Raw genomic sequence first — 19,045 nt, forward strand, 5'->3', positions numbered from 1 at the left:
CCTAAGCTACAAATGAAACCAACGCCGATGCCAAGTTGGTTAGGCACCGCCATATTTCATTCAAGGTCTGAGAGGACAACTACCGGCTGCATCGTGCATGGAAACAACTTGCTCCGCCAACTCTGAATTAACAGTTTTTCCGTCTAGAGAAAAACTGTAATAAACACGCCCTCGCCCATAATGAATGGTAGCGTGATAATTATAAATTGGCAGAATATACTCATCATACGGCTGCACACGCCACACCAACTCAGCAAGGTCTGCTTCCGTCAGATCTATCACCTCGTCTAACACGGTATCGTCAATTCTCTCCTCACCGCTAAAATTATGCACGGCATACCAATGCATGGTCAATTGGTCGCCTGCCTTCAAACCATAATCACCAAGGCCTTTTATCAATACTCTGATTGCCGGATCCAACGGACTAGGATTCTCATCATCGTACAGGGCTCCGCAGGTCAACCAACCTTCAGGCGGATTCGCACTGGTATTCCCCCCCAAAAAGGCGGGCGCATCCGGGCGTAGAACAATGGCTTCGACATTGACGATGGTGCTTGGAGACTTCGGACGATTGGGCACACCAGGGCGTTCGACCACATAACACACAGGCACACTGCCATTGTTACGCGCTTCGATATAAGCCCAGGGAACATCCACATTTATTTCCACCCCCAAGTCTTTGGCTGCCAGCGTGTAGTCAATCTCGACGACATGTTTATCATCCCAATAAAAACTGACAATATCGCCCTCTTTGAAAGCCGCATCGATTGTGACTTTCAACACAGCGTCCTGCTTCTCATCTTCCGGCAGCAATGTATTCAGCGCACCGGAACTTCTGCCAAAAACTTCAGCAAGCGAAAGTTTCGGATTGACTGGGTCTGGCCAGCCAGGGTCAGTGCCTGGATCAGTCGGCCCGATGACCTCCAGGTTCACATCCACATCAATGTCTTTACCGCCCTGCGGCACCGCACCGCGGCGCAGTTCATAACTGACGTTGGTTTCTACGTTGCCCGTGCTCGTAGCGCCATATTGATCCCACAATTGCCTGGGCAGGACCACGAATTCAAGCGGAAACTTGGGAGCGCTACCTATTTCACGCCAGCCGAGCCCCACCGCCCCCCACCTGACCTGCACCCAATCGGTCGACTTCCAGTTGTCAAAGCTCGGAACCTCCACCACTACCCCGGCCCAGGCATCCTCCTGATCAATCAAGCCATCTGCCGCCAACGGCACTGCCGGGTCCTGAAGCCCCGAGGGCAGCGGGCCCACGGCAACACCCACAGCCATCGGCAATGACAGCCTGCTGATATTGCCAGCCTTGTCGACCAGTGCATACAGCACATACACCCCGCCATCCCCCACCGCCTTGATCTCATCAGCGGGTACCTTCAATGTCTTTGGCAATACATCAATCACATCGGAAGCAACCGGAGATATCATGGATGGATCTTCCGGAACATGATTCAGCCAGTAAACATAAACCTTATCGCCAACCGCGTACGTGTCATAGTCCGGCAACTCGACCGACACACTGTCAATATTCGCATCAACAACATCATAGCCCAACGCAGGGAGCGCGACAGGCGTGCTATTACCATAAGGAGGCACACGGTCAAAAATCAGGCTCAGCACTTCAGAATCCGTCGGGTCAGAGCCGTTCCATGGTTTGACCTTGTAGCTAAATAGCTGCGGCCCGTCCACCCAACTCTCGACCTTATCTTTATCTATGACTATCGAAAGTGGGAACTTCCCAACATCAGCGCCTGTATACTCTTCACTCGACAGACATGTAGACACACCGCTCGCGGAGACATGATAGATTTCCAATACATCAAAAAAACCCGCCGGAATCTCTTCCAGCGACGGCCACGCCTCGATGCTGATGACCAGATTCTTCGTGGCGTCAGTCAAAACAGCGCTGAATACAGTACCATCCCGGGCGTCTGCCAACAGAGCCGGATCTATACCCGGCTTGACCAGCGCCTTACCTTCCGAGTTCACGGCTCTTGCGCGCCTTACCGTTTGCCGAGTCGACTCAGCTGGTGTATGAATCTTGCTGCTCATTCCGGTGGCCCACCCTGTCATGATTGACGTCAACATTAACTTCAAAGCCAATATCACAGGGACTATTCAATCACGCAACGCACACTCGGTGAACTGACAATTTTATCAGTTGACAACAAGTCAACCTGGACATCCAAGATAAGAAAAAGCCTGCGCAAAGGCAGGCTCCGACTACATTGTCGATTTAAAATACCGCTCTTTCGATTACCCGCGTGCTTCAAGCATCCTGCGACGCCAGACGGTCTAGCGGGTCATAGCCGTAATTGGCTGTAATACCTTGTGCAGGTACAACCACCTGCGACAGGCGCCCCAGGGCATCATAGGTCAACTGACGCTTCTCTTCGTCAGTTTTCAAATTGCCATCGCAGTCATACTCCAACGGAATGTGTTCCGTTTTCCCATCGGCCCAAATCATATCAATACCCGTCAACTGTGCCGGATCAGCCTCATTGCCGAACAGGTAAGTAGCGTCAATCTTCCCGCCATTGAAAGTGGTTCGAACCCGGGTGATATTATCGCGGCCATCGAAGCGGAAAAGCTGCTCCTCGATCTTGTTTCCATAGGGGTCGACAGGCACATAGTCAGTTACACCTCGGCAGGTATATTTCCACAACCTGGCCCTATCGTCGTATTCGAAGTCTTCGTGGCGCAGTTCCGCATCGCCCTCCTTCAGCGTTTTACTGATGATGCCATCTACCGCGTTGTAGGCTTGTGCCAAAGTCTGAACGGTATCGCCAAAGTCGAAACGTCGCAGGATTTCACGGTCGAAATCGTCATAGAACAGCTCGGTTCGCAGGCTGCGATGTGTCCCGTCCTCATCCTCGGTTTCGGTGAAAATGCTGGCCATCCTGCCCAATGCATCGTAGTCAAAAGTACTGGTGACATTCTCCAGGCTGGTCTGGCGCAACCGCCCTGCCGAGTCGTATTCATAGAACTGGGTATTGCCAAGCACATCCGTGTACCTCAGCAACCGAGCATCGATGCTGTGCACATAGGCCATCTCATAGAGTTCCTCACCGGTCCGCTGACGCCTTTCCGTTTTCAGTTCGCCAGTGCTGAAATACTCACGCTCAAGCGCTTCGTCGTTCTCGGTGCAGTTAAGCAAACGCGCGTTCTGCTTGTCGTACACGTAGCTCGCGTCGTCACCCGCGAATGTACGACGCAGCGGTTCTTCACTCAATTGCGGCACATATTTGTAGTCGATGCGGTTACCGGCAGGTGTGATCACTACCGCCGGCTGGTGCTGCCCGAGATCATACAAGAGAGTGCGCACCCGCCCGCCGGTTACCGACTCGATCATGCGATCCAGGCCATCGAAGGTTTGCGTACCCATCACATGATCCTTGCCATCCGTAACATCTTGCACTTTGATCAACGTCGGCAGATCACCCTTGGCATGCGGGGCGTAGTCACGGTGCACCACCGATCCATCAGGCAGTGTCTGGTCGACAAGCCGATCGTACTCATCGTAAACAGACGACGTTTCATACCCACGTGCATCCACTTCCCGAACAGTACGCCCCCACCCATCGTAGTAATACCGATGCAAACTCTCGGTTTGCCCCCGGTTATCCACTCGCTCGACATCGACCGGCTGCTCGAACAGGTTCATGCGAGTAATAGTGGTGCCACTGCGTAGCAATCGTGACTTGGACTCTCGCCACTCGCGAACAATTGGCCCCAGCCGATCCGGCAAACCGACCGGATCGGTCACTGTGTAGTTGCGTACACCGTCCGGGCCGATTTCGCAGCTACGCTGGCGCCAATCGTCATACTCGTAACGGGTGGACAATGGCAGGTTCTTCAGCTCCAGCCATTCGTACTGGACCTCTTCCAGCAAATCGCCCAGCTCATCATAATGCGCAGTTTTCCTGAGCCGCGGCGTTGCCCTCGCTTTAGCGGTAGCGCCAAAATCCGGGTCCTGGCGTTCTACCCGCTGAACCCGATTGAGCCCATCCACATAGATCCAGGTGGTCACACCCTTCACATCAGTCTCTTCCTGATAAGCCTGCTGACCATCAGAAGACAGGTAATAGTTGTAGCTGCGCCAAGCTTTGAACTCACCGAACGGGTCGACCGTTTCGCGGATGACACGCCGCAGTTCGTCATACAGATAGGCAATCTGCACCTGATTGTCGTCGTAGTTGAGCATTGGCTCACCGATCAAGAGCGAATGCTGGAGGGTGTTGACCTTCTGCGAATGCCGGCTCGCCCCCCCCTTCACATGCGCCTGTTCGCGGGCGAGCAGCGGCTGGCCATGATCGAACCCGGTCAGGGTTTCTACAGTCTGTACTGCCGGGTGACCTTCGATCGACACCTCGCCATAGACATACTCGGTAAGGGTCTTCTTGCCATTCAGCACTTGTGTCAGCGCCTTCGGCCTGCCATACGCAACTACATCGGTGGGGTCTGCGTAATATTCGATAGTGGTGTGCCACAGTGGCGCTTCATCACGCACCCGGACCTGTTGGTCGTGGTGACGCTGCAAGGTTCCCTTGCCTTGCTCTGCGAGCGACGAAAGCAAGCGGTAGGTGTACAGGTTGCGCAGCGCTTCGGCGCGGCCTTCTCCAACGGCCGGAATAACTTCCTCGGTCTTGATGTGACGCACGAATTGCTCGGGGTCCTCATGGGCCGGATAATACGTCCATACCGTCGTTTTGCCATTGGCCTCGATCTTTTCCGTCAGGTTGCCATAAAGATCGTAGCGGGTAATTTCCTTCTCTTCCCGGGGGGCGCCCGACAGGCCTTGGCGCCAAGAAGTGATCGTGGTTTCGGCCAACTGGAAATTCGCTGGCTGATCCCCGAATTGCCTGTTCGGTACCTCAGGATAATGGACGGTTTGCGTTTCGATGCAATCGTTTTGCGTAGTGACCTGTTCGATCATCAAATGGAAACGGTTGAACGTGGACTTGACCGTTCGTACCCCTTTGCCGCCTTTGAAATGCGTGGCCGTGGCATCGTAGAGGTACGTCACGTCGGCATTCTTGTACAGGTTGTCCTCACCGTTGTCTTCCCAAGTGATACTTGTGTTGTTACCCAGGAAGTTATTCGAGCTGTAGCTGTAGTCCGTACGCATGTCAGGCTGCTTCGCACCCGGCTTGACCACATGACTTTTTACACGTGGCAGTGTCCTGCCACCACTGCCGGGAAACTTGTGTCCTGCTTCGTCATAGATGATTTCTTCAGCGCCATTGACAGGCGTCTGCAGCGCTACGAGGCAACGCACCTCGCCCATCACCCTGTACTTGAACTGCCAACGTGCATTATCTTTGGTCGGCAGTATGACCTTCTCCAGTTCACTGCCATTGCGCTGCAGTGTATAACGCGCACACGCCAGCGTGTCCGGGTTGATATCGATGAATATCCGGTCGCTGAGGGAATAATCGATCGTCAGCAGTTTGCGTCCGGTGTCATCCTCTATCTCGGCCAGGCAGGGCACACGTTTCGCCGGGATACCTGGCATCGGTGATGGCACCTGCACAATGTCGTACCGCAAGGAAACACCATGCCCGGTCGGTGCCAGTACCTGCGCCGGGAACGCTACCCGTCGGTCCGGCAGCCCTGGCTCGGGAGCAGGAACCGTGTACACCTTGAGCAACTCGATCAAACCTGATTTGTGCGCGACGCGATAACGGGTTTCGCCTTCCACAAGAACATGTTCGAAATGGAAACTATCAATTTTGCGCTCCGGCACCCTACCTTTCCGGCCTGGCCCGTTATCCACGACCTTGAATTGCTCACCGCTGTACAGGCTGAGGATCTGGCTATCCAGATCATATTCGCTCAGGCCTAAACGCCAGCCGGCGCCGAACCCCGAGTCTTCCGGGTTCATGGGGTTGAACGTGATGTGCAAAGGCAAGTTGGGGCCGTTCAGGTAGTTGGCCGGCATACCAGGCAGCTCGATAGTCAGACTATATTGCCCGGTCCGAGAGTCTACGCCACCTTGCACGAAGCTCATGAAGTTGAAAGCATTGGAGTGCACTACCGACTTTGTCGTCATATATATCCCTCAACAGGGCGTGGCTGCCCCTGACCATAGGGGCAGCCAATACAGTAAAAGAACCAGCACAGTTCACTGTGCCATCAATATTTCTCAAGCAGATATGATTTCGAAGTGCAAATAGTTACGCACATCCGATGAGTCGACGGAGCCGTCATTATTTTTTCGTCCCCACCTGACTTTCAGCGTGTGGTCTGAGCCGTAGTTGTCGATCAACGTGAGTTGCATCGGCTCTCCCAAGCCTTCGCGCCATCGAACGCCATTGTGGTCGTACCAGAACTTCATGTCCGCGACCCGCTCGAGCACAAACAACACGGCGCCTTCTGCTGGTATCTCACTTGGCTTGATAACGCGATCCAACGCTGTACCGGCTTGCGGAATCGCCAGCAATTCCATTTCAGCCTGGTACTCCATGCGTCCAGCAATCGGACGCTGACCGGGAAGAGCACGGGGAAAGTACGCAGTTCCCACGTAACTGCAGAATGTTTCGTCGAGCAACTCACTTTCCCACTTCACCATGGAAATCTGGTCGAAGCGTACATCCACAAACCTGCGCCTTACGCCTTTGAGCAGCCAATAGTCAGTTGTATAATTCCAATAATTATGGATATCCAAGGTGCCATCTTTCCGCTCTTTATCGAACCCACCTTGCTCTCGTATCCGTTTACCTTTGAATGGCTCTATATCCGCCTCATTGAGCTGTTCTACTACCCGCCCCTCAAGTTCTACCTCGCCACGCGTCGCACTCTTGTCATATGACCTGTGGACTTGGTTATCATGGCCTCGGAACTCGGCACGGATGTGTGTCACTTCAGCCTGGGTGGTTTGAAGGTAGACCGTTACGCGGCGCGTGGCCTGATCATCCTCAGGTGCCGTGGTGGGTGCAGCGAAAGCGACTGGGTAATAATCGAAGCGATTGCGAGCTTTATTGCCTACCCACTTTCGACCGTCCGTCCTGAGGCTTTCCGTCCCCACAGGCAGCCAGTCGATCCTGGTCCCATCTTTGTGTGTCAATACCAGCGTGGCCAGTTCGGCATCGCTGATTGGAATAGGAACGGGGCCAACTTCTGTTTCAACCAGGTCAGTCTTGATTTCGATATCAATCCCCACCTGCTGCCTGCCATTAGCCAAGGCCACTTTTCTGGATGTATTGTTCAGGCTGACATAGAAATGCTGCAGGGATATCCAACGCTGTTTGCTCAGGGCCATGTCCCGAGGCGACCCTGCATGATGCTCTATCACTGCGATACCCGCCTGGCCACCGTAGATACCCGCCACGACACTGGCTTGACCGGTGCTTTGCTCAGGCGCCGTATATTGACCGCTTTTCTCATCAAGTTCGCCTTCGCCATACAGCACCCATCGGGTACTTTGCACGACAGGGTGATCGTCCCACGCCGTCTCAAGCGTCGTCGCTGCAGGCTCTTCTGGCAACCCAGGCATGGCAAAAAGCACTTTGCCATCGGCCGGTAACGTGGATACATGGAAGGGCTGTACCTCCCAGGGTGCAATCTTGTCGAGGATGATCACGGTCGCATAACCTTCCTCCTCCCCCCAGTTCCTGACCCGGATGCGCTGCAGACGAATCGGTGAGTTATCCGTAGGCGGAGCAGGCGTGAAAAGAGCATGGGGCGTATTCTGGTCGCCCGCCGGGTCACGCTCGATGCTACCGAACGCATTGCCCTCGAGCGCCCACTCCAACCTGCCGCCTTCGGATGCAGTCAGCCGAACAGGGTCATCCCCTTTCGCCCAGATAACCACCCGCGGGGAAACTGCCAGCTGCTCCGTTGACACCACCAGCAACGACGACTTGGACACCTCCCCATTGCCACTGGCCAAACTACCGGTAATCTTCACCAGGCGTTGCTGCGCCGGGAACGTGTGCACACTGGGAGCGGTGTACTTGGCACCTTCCATCTCGCCAGAGTTTTGCGGATGATGCACATCGGCCGCCGACCACCGGCTGACAGTGGCCCCGGCGTCAAAGCGCACCTCATTGCCTGCAGAAACCCTTGCGATATTCGGCAGCAGTTGCCGAGAGTAGCTACTGGCCCTGACATCGCCGAAAACGATCATGTCATGCGGGTTGTGCTCTTCCTGCTCCAGCACGACTTGATAGGCATCGGGCAAAACCAGTTGCTCCAGGGCGATAGACGGGCGCGCTTTAGCGATGGGCGCACGCGGACGACTGATCAGCAATGCACTGGCGTAGTTGTCCTTGTCAGTCTTGCGCGGCAACAAATAAGGCAAGGGGCTGCCTGGCTGGCCCGCTTCCACACCCGCGACCAATTGCATCAGTACCAACAGCGCGCCATCATCTACCGGCGAAGTACCCCCGCCTCCGCCGGCAGGCGCTTGTTGGGCCACGACCTCGATGCGGGTAGTGGACAATCCGTTACGACCGTATATATCGAACGCTAGCACCGGTATCTGACGGGCCAGCACGCCCTGCTGGCGAAGCTTCTCGAGAATGAATTTGCCCATCGCGTTCGCAGCGGTGCTGCTGAAGCCCAAGGTACAGGTAGGGTTGTCCGCCTCGCTCAGGTCGAGCACCACCAAGCTCCTATCGAGGTGCTCGTGCGCCTGCACCTTCAGGCGGCCATAGACTTCGAACTGATAGCCCATGCCCATTTCCAGGGCATGGCTTCTTCTGAGGCGATTGACGTTGCCGATCATGAAGGTCGAAGACGCACAGCTCCCCGCGATCAGCTCCATACGCACCCGCACCTGCGGCCCGCTGCCCGATGCGCCCTGGAAAGACAACTGTGCCGGGCCCAGGGTAAGGTTTTCGAAAGCTACCTTTTCAGTCCTGGTGCCAGGGTCAATATAGAACTCACCACTGATAGGCTGCAGCACACCAGAGTCGGTAATTGCCTCCACGAAGTTGCTTTGCAACCCCCTGTTGACTGCATCCCGGCCAAGCGCCAGTACCGCGCCCCAGCGGCGCATGCTGTCGCCCTTGGCCAACTCATCGAGCAAGTCTTGTTTGGAATTTGCAGACATGATCATGACCTCGCTGCCTGCAGGCGATCGAAAGCCTCATTGACCTCAGCGAAAACCTGGGCTTCCACTTTGGTGTAAGGCATAGGCAGTACGCTGTAATTCCAGGACAGCCCACTCTGCTTGGCAACACCGGCAATAATCACGTAATCGCCCTCGTCCGCCCCTGGCGTGTAAGTACCCTTAGCGTCATCGATTTTCCCGGTGCCCAGAACCTTGTACCACTGCGTTCTCTCGGGTGGGAGAACCTCATCACCTCCCTCCCAGGCTGCGACTGTCAGCGTCAGCTTGAGTGCATTATCCACTGCGTCGACCGTCATGGTTGCCGACGGCATGTCCCATGCAGTAATGATATCGATGGTTTCCGTGCGGCCCCCACTACTGACCCGCACCTGGTCCAGTTGCATGAGCCGGTCCTGGCCAGTGCCCGGATCTCTCTGAGGCGCAACATAGATCTTGCACTTCTTGTCCCGAGGGATGACAAGATCGTTGTAATCGGAAGGCTCCGGATCTCGCAAAATACCCTTGAAGTTGGCACTCTTCTCCCATGTCAGCGCCGAATCTATGGTACCGCCCTCCAGTACATAGCGCTCCGGTTTGTCCTGAGTGAAGTTCGCACTCAGCAGGTTCGGGCTGACCGCCACCGGTTTGGGTACGATGGTCAGTTGGGCACTGCTGCTGTTCTCGCCAGCCGTGGCCGTGACAATGATGTTGCGGAATGTGCCGGGAACCTTGTCCGCTGCGGGTGCCTTGTATATATCCCCCACGACCTCGCCCACCAGTGTTTTATCGGTAGAGCCATCATCGGCAGCCTTGACGGTCCAGGTAACGGTTTCCTCCGGCCTGGGCACCAGCGTCAACTTCTGCTGGCCACCGGCGATGAGGACCTTGTCAAGCGGATCGATTGCAAAAGATGTGAGCGCAGGGGCCAGGTCACCCAGCAATGAAAGGTCCCCAGAGGTCCAGGAAGTATCAATTACAGGTCGTGTATTGTTGCGGAACAACAAGCCATTAAGACGCAGCAGGTCAATAAGCTCAAAGGTGCCATCAAGAGCATCAAAAATACCGCTTATAAAAGCTTTGGCCTCCGCTTCGAATCTAGAAGCCACTCGATTAAAGATCTCAGTAATTCTCGCATTGGCATCTTTGATCTTTATGTCACATGAAATCTCTGTTTCGCCTGGCCTCAGGATGAGCTTGCCTCCATCAACCTCGACGGCCACCCGGCAAGTGGCCGATATGTTCAGGTCTGTTTTCTTATAAACTTGGAACGGCACAAGCATGCCATTTAGCCACTCCAACCAAATAACCACCGCATTTCCATAGGTACCGGCGCTAGTCCATGTCAACAGAAGAGAGCCTTCCTCCAGTTTAAAACTGAAAGTACCCATAGGCTCATTGAAGTCGGCAACGACAGTCACCCTCAGCATCTCACCCAGATCTCCTTCAGAAGTGGTAGCCTTTACACGGAAGTTGATCTGGCCGACAGCCACAGTCCGCAAAAAACCTAAACTATCATAAATAAACTCTGGATCTTCGACCTTTACATGCGGTAAAGCCGACATCAACGTGTTCACTGCAGAGCCCATCCAAACCTCATTATGCATACACAAATTCATTGTGTATGCACCACCGTCTCGCGAAGGAAGGAAATAAGGCATATCCTCATCACTGGCTGGAAAATCGCCATTCTTGTCGCCATTGAATGCGACACCGACAATAACCGCTCCCTCTTCCTGTTCTTCCTGCAGCGGACTCGAAATGGCATTCCCCGCTTTGGCCAGCGAATGCGTCCGTACCCTGAAGGACGTTGGGTTAAGGCTACCTTCAATCGGTGCCAGCCTGTTCAATTCCCAAACTTGTTCTCCCCTTTCAGGCTCTTTAAACTTCTCCTCGATCAACTCTCCCAGTTTTGTATTCAGTTCCTCCCACTGACTAACCTCGAAGTAATAACCCTCACTATTGGACAGGTCCAATGTCACCCGGCCATCCTCGCCCACAACTCCACCGCCGCCTTCGTTGAGCTTGATATGCATCTTCACACGTGGCGCGGTCAGGGGGTCAAATTTGGTGAGACCGATCAGACTCGGCTGGCTGGCCCCCTGCTGACGGCTATACTCGGTCAGTATGCCACCGAGTACGGGCATGCTCAGCATGGCCATTGAACTACCGATGTTCGCGTTCTCGAACGACAAGACCGGCGCACCGAAAGAAAAGTTGGAAAGGCGGGAAATCTTGCCATTCTCGGTAACTTTTTCACCGGAAACCGGTTCGATCCAAGCCCCTTGCTGCCCGCGCAGAATATGCTCCTGCATCAGCAGCATGTTGGTTTTCGCGCGATCATAGACCAACAAGGCCCCCCAACCTTTTGTACGTGGCGCCTTGCCCATATACGTCAGATAATCACTCAGTGTCGGCCTAGCCATGTTAGTTTCCTCGCTGTTTAAAAATCGAATATTCCGAAGCGCCTCTATATTCACTCAGTGAACAACCTGTTAGGTGTGCAGCGGCAATGAATAAGGAATGAATTGAAAGAAATGTTCGCCTCCATTAAAGCTCACCCGAGCGCTCAATGTGAAATGAAAATCTATTTTCAATTTTCTAAGATGGTCTTTGGCGAGTAACTCTTTGATCCCATTATTCGCCTCATCGACCGTGACGGCTTTAGCGTCCCTTACGATGACCCTGACCGGTTGTGACGCCTTGTCCACACCGGACATTTCGATAGTCAGTAACTGCCCTGCGGCTACGAATGCCCAAATATCCAACATCAGCCCAAGCCCCTTCTCGGGCACAGCGGCAAGGGATACTCCGCCGTCATCGAAACCATCACATCTCACAGATGGATAAATAGATGTCGCCAAGGGTTTGATACGCAATTTGTAAGGTAGCGATTGGACGTAGTCGTCGCCTCGCGTCAAACGATAGAAAACATCGAAGCGCTCGGTAAAATCCTTCTCGCCTTTACCCATATTGGCCGGCACATATTCCGGGGGGATCCAGAAACGCAGCGGGGTGGCCGGGGAAGCCGGTTCCTCGGCGATAAACTGGCCAAACGGGGTGCGTCCCCACCAATGAACTTGGGGCACTTCTCCTTCTTGCACCTCCGCCGCAGGCACATCGACATAAACACCACCCGTAGACTCGCCCGCCAGTATGAGACCTGTATTTGCCGCACCATCGGAAGTAGCCTTGGCAATCTTCGGGGCGTCAGGAAGACGTGCACGCTGCACATTCACTTCCAGTACTTGCGAGTGCAACGCGGCACCTTGGCGACCATACAGGAAAGAAACACTTACCTTGGAGCTTTGGCTCTCGACGAGTATTTCCTGGTCAACCTGGAAGACGATCGAGTCGGAAGCTCGCGTACTCGGGTCCACACGCAAGGATGGCAGCCACTGCCGTCCCCCGCCCGGGATCGACCACAACATGACGATGTAGTCCGAGTCCGCAATGCCAGGATATTCTGGCACCTTGACCACCAAGCCATCAGGGTGTTTGCTGGGATCCAGCGGATCGCCCTCGGTGTATCCGTCAATTGACGGTTTATCGAGATAGCCGGGTAGCGTAGCGCCTGAGTCGACTGTCAGACGCTGTACCGGAGACTCCAGCTGCCCGCCGTCGACGAAATCTATGGTGTAGGACGCCAACACATAGCCCTCTTCAATCCAGTTGAAGAACCCCGTCCCAATCACTTCACTGATGGCTTGTTTATCGAAGTGGGTTTTGCCTACGGTGACCTGCCGTGTCCAGGTCTCATCCTCGTTACCTTCGGATTCATACCCTACGACTCTGAAGGTGACCTTGTCGCCCTCGCGCATGGCTTGATAGCGAGGCACCATTGCTGTCAGCCCGGCCGAAGGCAACTTGTCTGGCTGGATGATCAGGCCGTGCGACTGAACCAGTTGCAGTACTGACAGCGTTTCACCTAAGCGCGGCCTGAGCCCGATGTAGCAAAACCTGCGCAACGACTCGGCTTCTTCAGACGAGCCAGGTTGATAGGTGTAGGAATAAAATACCTCTCCGCCGGCAGCGTCGACCAGATAATGGTTCTGGATGCTTACTTCAAGCCCGTCGGGCAGGTCTTTATCCTCGATATAAAAATTACCTATATAGTCGAACGCCTTTCCGGTTGTACTTCGCCCTAACCAACGTACGCGCAACCTGTCGTCTTTCTTCATGCCGTCGTACTGAATGGTCGTGCGCAAGTCATTAGCACCCAACTTGTCCAGATCAATCTCATTAGACGCAGTCAAGTCAGGAATGCCAGGAGCTGCAAGATCCTCCTTACGGTAACCACTATTTTTGATATCTCGTTCCAGGCAATCCACCGAAGAGGATTTCAAAAGCCCAATATTCGGTTGCCCCGGCCGCTCAACCATATCAATACCTCCACTCCATACGCACCTCTCTTCACAGCGAGATCAGATACGCAGGTCACAATAAGGGGAACATGAGGGAGTGAAACGCAAGACAGCGTTGCCGTAGCGCCACCCGCTGATATCCGATCACATGCCAGGTCATTTTTAGATCAGGCCTGTGGCGCAGACAACTAGCAGAATTAACAGGTAGCCGGCAGCGCCACGCTGCTTTCCAGGCAATGCGCACCTATCAGTTTTACCAGGTGCGCAGGCGTAGTTTTTTTCTTAGCCTTCGAGACAGGCTGAGCGCTTCTGATATTCGTAATGCCTGGGCAGCCCGCTGAAAAGACACGACTCTAAGATCCGGATAAGGCGGGCTTCATGCGCACGCAGAACCACTGCGCATTCAGGTTTTCTTTTGGGCTGCAGCGCGGCCAGCACATCAACCTCTCAGGACCTAACGCCATGGCAACCACATCGAATGCCTTCCATTTTTCCAGCTTCATGCAAAGTAGTGTCGACCCACGCACCGGCTTGTTTACCCAGTCCATTGCCCTGCCACCACTGAACGCCAATGACTTGTGTGGCCCGGATTATCCTGGGCAACTTGATTTCAACCCGATGAATAGTACGAATGCCGGTTTCGGTATTGGCTGGAACCTAAAAAACAGTCGCTTCAACTCCCTCACCGGCATGCTCGATCTTTACACCGGCGAGACATTTAAAGTTTACGATAACGGGCCCGGGGAAAAACCTGTAATTCCTGAAGGCAAGTTGGAAAGTTTTCACTTCCAGAACATCAGCAAAGACAACAGGAAGCGCTATCGAATCGCCCACAAGTCTGGGTTGATCGAGATTCTTGAACCGCAACGCAGCAACCCCGATATAGCAATAACGGCACGCGTCACCAATGCCTCTGGCCATGGCATCAGGTTCATGTATGACACAGAGAAAGATCACCCACGGTTGACCTCGATCGCGGACGATACGGGACGCAGTTTGCTCGAAATCGACTATTCGCTAACAGATCAGGTCAGTATTACAAGCAACCCGAAAACCCCCGACAGCGCGCGCTACACGCTGAAACTGGACAGCGAACAACTCAGAAAAATAATCCTGCCCACCTCGGCCGATGAATACTGGGACGTGAATTATCAAAGCCATGAACAAGGCACAGGCAATGAAAAAGTTACACTTTACTTCATAAATCGCATCAAGAACCCAGATGGCGGCGTGGAAACGATAACCTACAAAGGTGATGGCCATAAATATCCGGGTATCGAGCGCACATTACCCTGTGTCGAAGAGCACGTGGTCATGCCCGACCTGTCCGATATCAACACCCACATGCGAACACGCTACCGATTTTCAAGCAACAACTTCCTTGGCAATAACACTGACCTCATTTATGGAGATGACGGCACAGATCAACTGTACAGGTACGCCAACTCCCATTATGAATACACCTCGACTGCCGAACATTATCTCGGCAAGGCTATCCAGCGGACGGTCGTCAGTACATTCAACCGGTTTCATCTGATGACCCTGCAGACCACCACCGAGCAAGGCTGCATCGAAACGATCCGTACGAAGTACCACGAAAAAGAAAACACACAATTCAAGGACCAGCCTGCATACTTCCAGCTACCACATAAAGTTATAAAAAGCTGGCACCAGGCTGGCTCCTCGGAACCAGGCGACAGTGAAGAAACGATCACCCTCTACGATAACTACGGCAACCTGCTGACAGAGATCAAACCCGACGGCTCGCGTATGGAGCGCACTTACTATCCTGGCACCGAAGACCCGGAAGGCTTCGTTCGCAACCTCATGACCGCCACCATTTACCCGGCCAGCACAGACGATCCAGAAGCACCGAAGGCGCAGGTCTTGAGCAGCCTGTATAAATACATCGAGCTACCTGCGATTCCCCAAGCCAACATCAACCCAGAGCTGCCCGACCTGCCAAATTGGCTGGCGCTGCAGCAGGAAGACATGTACGAAGGTCCGGTAGAAGACGGGCGTTTACTCAACAGTAAAAAGCGCCACTACCTCAACAAGCCCGACCTGCCGTTCCTGCATGGTCGACTCGATAAGCAAGTCCTGGAAATCAATGACACTAAAGCTGTCAGCAGTTGGAAGTATGAAAAGGTCAAGGCAGATGATGGCACGCTGAGCTGGGGCCAAAACACCGAAACCTTCACTGACTACACAGGTACCTTGCAGAGAAAGACAACCAGCACCTTTGCCTTGCACACCGGGCAGTTAGTGCTGGAACAGGACGCCAATGGCGTGTTCACACGCTATCGACACGATCTGCTGGGGCGCGTCATCGGGCAAACTGCTAGCCCGGGCACGTCATTTGCCGCTACACACACGACGGCCTATAAGTTCCTCGAGGATGACGGAAAGATACGCGCTGCTGAAGAAATCACAGACAGCAAAGGGGTAATCACCCGCATCGTTTACGACGGCAACCGCCGCCCTATCAAGGAGCAGCGCACAGCCAAGCACCCACTCAGCGGCAACCCCATCACGCGCACCGTATCCCAAATGCGCTATGACTCGGCTGGCCGCCTGGCCAGCGAAACCAGCTTTGACTATCTGCCGGCCAACGATGGGTCACAAGCAGAGCGCGTGCTGCAGCTGGTAAACCGCTACGCCTACGATGGCTGGGGACAACGGAGTGAAGTGATTCGCCCGGATGGCGTAAGGGAACGCGTCGACACCTCGCCACTCGAGGCCGGTGGGCGACTGGTGACTCGCTGGATCGAAAGCCCGAAATTGCCAGGCAGGCGTCTGCAGTTGCACATCAGCAAGCTGAACCGTTTCGGCAAGCCGATCTACGAATACCGACAGGTGGAGGAAAAAGACAAAGTTGTATTACAGGTCGGTCGCACCGACTACACCTATGACGGACTTGGCCGCTGCCTCAGCGAAACCGAGACCATCAAAGACCCTGTCGACAGCAGCAGGGTGATCACCCGTACCAACCAGTTCAGATATGACGCGCTGGGAAGAATGTTCAGCAACCAGCGACCGAACGGAGCGACCTTGTTGCGCGAATTTGCCAGCCATAGCGCGGGGGAACTGGTTACGCGACTTGAACTGAAAGTGGCTGGCAGTAACACCGTGCAGATCCTGTACCAACGAAACTTCGACGGCCTTGATCGGCTGGTGCGTCTGGCGGTGGGCTCACGGGAGGAATGTTATACCTACAGGGGCACAACTCAACTGATCGAAACGCGCACGGCGTACAAGCTGGAAATGACCGGCAAAGGCAAGTGCAAGCATATCATCCGCTATGACTACGAGCCGGAACTGACCGAACAACCGAAAAAGCTCACGGCCACAGTGGAAGAACAAGGCCAGTTGCTGAGCACCGAGAACGCCGACTTCGATTACGACGTCAGCAGCGCGGATATCAACACTGCCAGCAATGCCCTTGGGGTACGCAGTTATATTTACACCGACCAGGGTGACTTGGCAGAGGAACACTGGCAGGAGCACGGCGGCATGCCGTACAGCACTTTCTACCAGCAGTCCTGGCAAGGCCTGCCGCTACAACGCAAGTACAGTGATGGGTTGCCGTGCAATTATGAGTACGACGACCTCGGTCGAATCAGCAGTATTGTACAAGGCCCACTGAAATCCACCTTGGCGTACAACGACATCGGTTTGCTCGAGTCGACCGAAACCCGCGATACAACCAACCCCGTCCCGGAACAACAACCTGTTGCCCTTTGTAATCAGTACTACGATACGTTAGGACGAGAAATCAGCCGCACGCTAAGTGTAAACGGCCACGAACAGACTTTCACACAGGTATGGCAGGACGATGACATGCTGCATTCGCGTACGCTGGAACGAGGTGGGCGGCGTGTTCGTCACGAAACATTCCAATACGACGAACTTGGCCGTCTGACGAAGTATGACTGCCCGGAAGACACCGCCCGAACCGTCGCGAATGGCCGACAGATCAAGACCCAGATATTCAGTTTCGACGACGTGGACAATATCAAGCGTTGCCGAACGACCTTCATCGATGGCCAACGAGACGATGCAAACTTCACCTATGCCAGCCATGATATTTATCAACTGGACAAGGTCACACACACTTTGCCGCCGGAGGGCTGCCCAGCCGAGCAGTCGTTCGGCTATGACGCACTGGGCAATATGCTCAACGACGAATGTGGTAACAAGCTGTGCTACGACACCTTCGGGCGGCTGCAACAGGTGCTGGATGCTGCTGGCACGCTGAAAGCGCGATATGGCTATGACGGCCATGACCAACTGCTTTATTCCAGTAACGACAACAGTCGGCAGCAGCGACGCTACCTGGGCTATGAAATGGACAGCGTCCTTGAGGACGGACTGCTGACTCAGTACTTGCATACTGGCGGCCAACCCCGCGCGGAATATCAACTGGACGTGGCCGAACAGAACGCTGTGGGGCCTGTCACCTTCCTGCTCACCGACCACACTGGTAGCGTGATTTGCGAAAGCGAAGAGCAGACCACGCGCTATGCATGCTACGCACCGTACGGCGAACAACTGCCTGAAGACAGCGCACAGGAACTGCGCAGCCTGTTGGCGTTCAATGGCGAAGCACGTGAGCGCGCTCTTGGCTGGTTGGGCTGGTTGGGCTGGTACCTGCTGGGTCTTGGCTATCGGGCCTACAACCCACGCCTGATGCGCTTCCATAGCCCAGATTCGCTTCCCCCCGAAGAATCCGGCATCAACCCGTACAGCTATGCCTTGGGTAACCCAGTCTACTGGCAAGACCCTACCGGCCACCGTGGCCAACCGGTGACACATGGCCGCGAAGCGCCGCTGGAGCTCATGCCGGATAAACCAAAGATACCGTGGTACGTCTGGCTTGGTGTGGCTGCGACCGCCGCCATCTTCGTGGTCTCGGCCATCGCCATGCCATGGACGGCACCGGCTACCCTAGGCATCACGGCCGGCTATGTGGCGGGTGTTGTAGGGGTAGCGTCCAATGGTGTCGCTGCCGCGCTCCAGGCTGTGGCAACTGCAAAGATGATTGAAAACCCTGAGCTGGCGGATGCGCTGTTCCACATCAGTACAGTGTTCAGCGTCATTGGCATGTATGCCGGCGGCTACGGCACGGCAACGACGAAGGCGGCATTGAAGGCGGTGAAGTCGGCCAGTAGTTCCGCGGTCAAAGCTGTGACTAAGGTTAAGGTAATCAATAGACCTGTTAGAATTTTCAAATTCAAGTCTCGCATGTCCGCACGGGACGTGAAATATACTTCCTCAGCAACCCAAACCACTGCCCCAGGAAGCCCGCCCGCTACACCTTCACCTTCACCTTCACCTTCGCCTTCGCCTTCGCCTTCGCCTTCGCCTACGTCAGGGCTAGTGAGCGACGGAGCAGGTAGCTCAGCGGCCCTTCGTGCCGAAAATGCAGCAAAGGTCGCGCGCACCGCAACGGGAGCCCCCAGCGCCCCAGGCAAGGGGCCGGGAGATCTAACACTGCTGGATGAACTTAACGAATTCATTTTAAAGAAAATAAAGCCCGGAACGTACGGTGTCGGCCGACCAGACTAAAGCCCATCGCACCGGTTCCCGCAGCTGATAAGCCGCGGGAACCGGCTAG

General features: G+C 54.6%; 6 protein-coding genes. 1 reads left to right on the plus strand and 5 read right to left on the minus strand.

Annotated elements, in window-relative coordinates; translation table 11 throughout:
- Window positions 1-60: 60 nt before the first annotated feature.
- The 5 genes from RR51_RS22495 to RR51_RS22515 all read right to left on the minus strand — a co-directional run bounded on the left by RR51_RS22495 (window position 61) and on the right by RR51_RS22515 (window position 13,446).
- A complete protein-coding gene (locus RR51_RS22495) occupies window positions 61-2,064 on the minus strand; it encodes a hypothetical protein (protein WP_039614744.1) in 2,004 nt (667 codons plus the stop codon).
- A 217-nt stretch (window positions 2,065-2,281) separates the two neighbouring features.
- Window positions 2,282-5,953: an RHS repeat domain-containing protein gene (locus RR51_RS22500; protein ID WP_236693295.1), complete on the minus strand. Its 3,672-nt coding sequence runs from the start codon at window positions 5,951-5,953 to the stop codon at window positions 2,282-2,284.
- 204 nt (window positions 5,954-6,157) lie between these two features.
- Window positions 6,158-9,073 (minus strand): hypothetical protein, encoded by a 2,916-nt coding sequence (locus tag RR51_RS22505; protein WP_039614733.1) that lies wholly within the window; start codon window positions 9,071-9,073, stop codon window positions 6,158-6,160.
- A complete protein-coding gene (locus RR51_RS22510) occupies window positions 9,070-11,490 on the minus strand; it encodes a hypothetical protein (protein WP_039614734.1) in 2,421 nt (806 codons plus the stop codon). Before RR51_RS22510 ends, RR51_RS22505 begins: the two co-directional genes overlap by 4 nt.
- A 69-nt stretch (window positions 11,491-11,559) precedes the next feature.
- Window positions 11,560-13,446: a hypothetical protein gene (locus RR51_RS22515; RefSeq protein ID WP_052261087.1), complete on the minus strand. Its 1,887-nt coding sequence runs from the start codon at window positions 13,444-13,446 to the stop codon at window positions 11,560-11,562.
- Window positions 13,447-13,806: 360 nt separating this feature from the next.
- Here RR51_RS22515 and RR51_RS22520 point away from each other — a divergent pair, with 360 nt between their 5' ends.
- Window positions 13,807-18,996, plus strand: a complete 5,190-nt coding sequence (locus tag RR51_RS22520) for an RHS repeat domain-containing protein (RefSeq protein ID WP_082044747.1) — start codon at window positions 13,807-13,809, stop codon at window positions 18,994-18,996.
- The last annotated feature ends 49 nt before the right edge of the window (window positions 18,997-19,045 follow it).

It is taken from the genome of Pseudomonas sp. C5pp (assembly GCF_000814065.1).
GTDB lineage: Bacteria > Pseudomonadota > Gammaproteobacteria > Pseudomonadales > Pseudomonadaceae > Aquipseudomonas > Aquipseudomonas asiatica.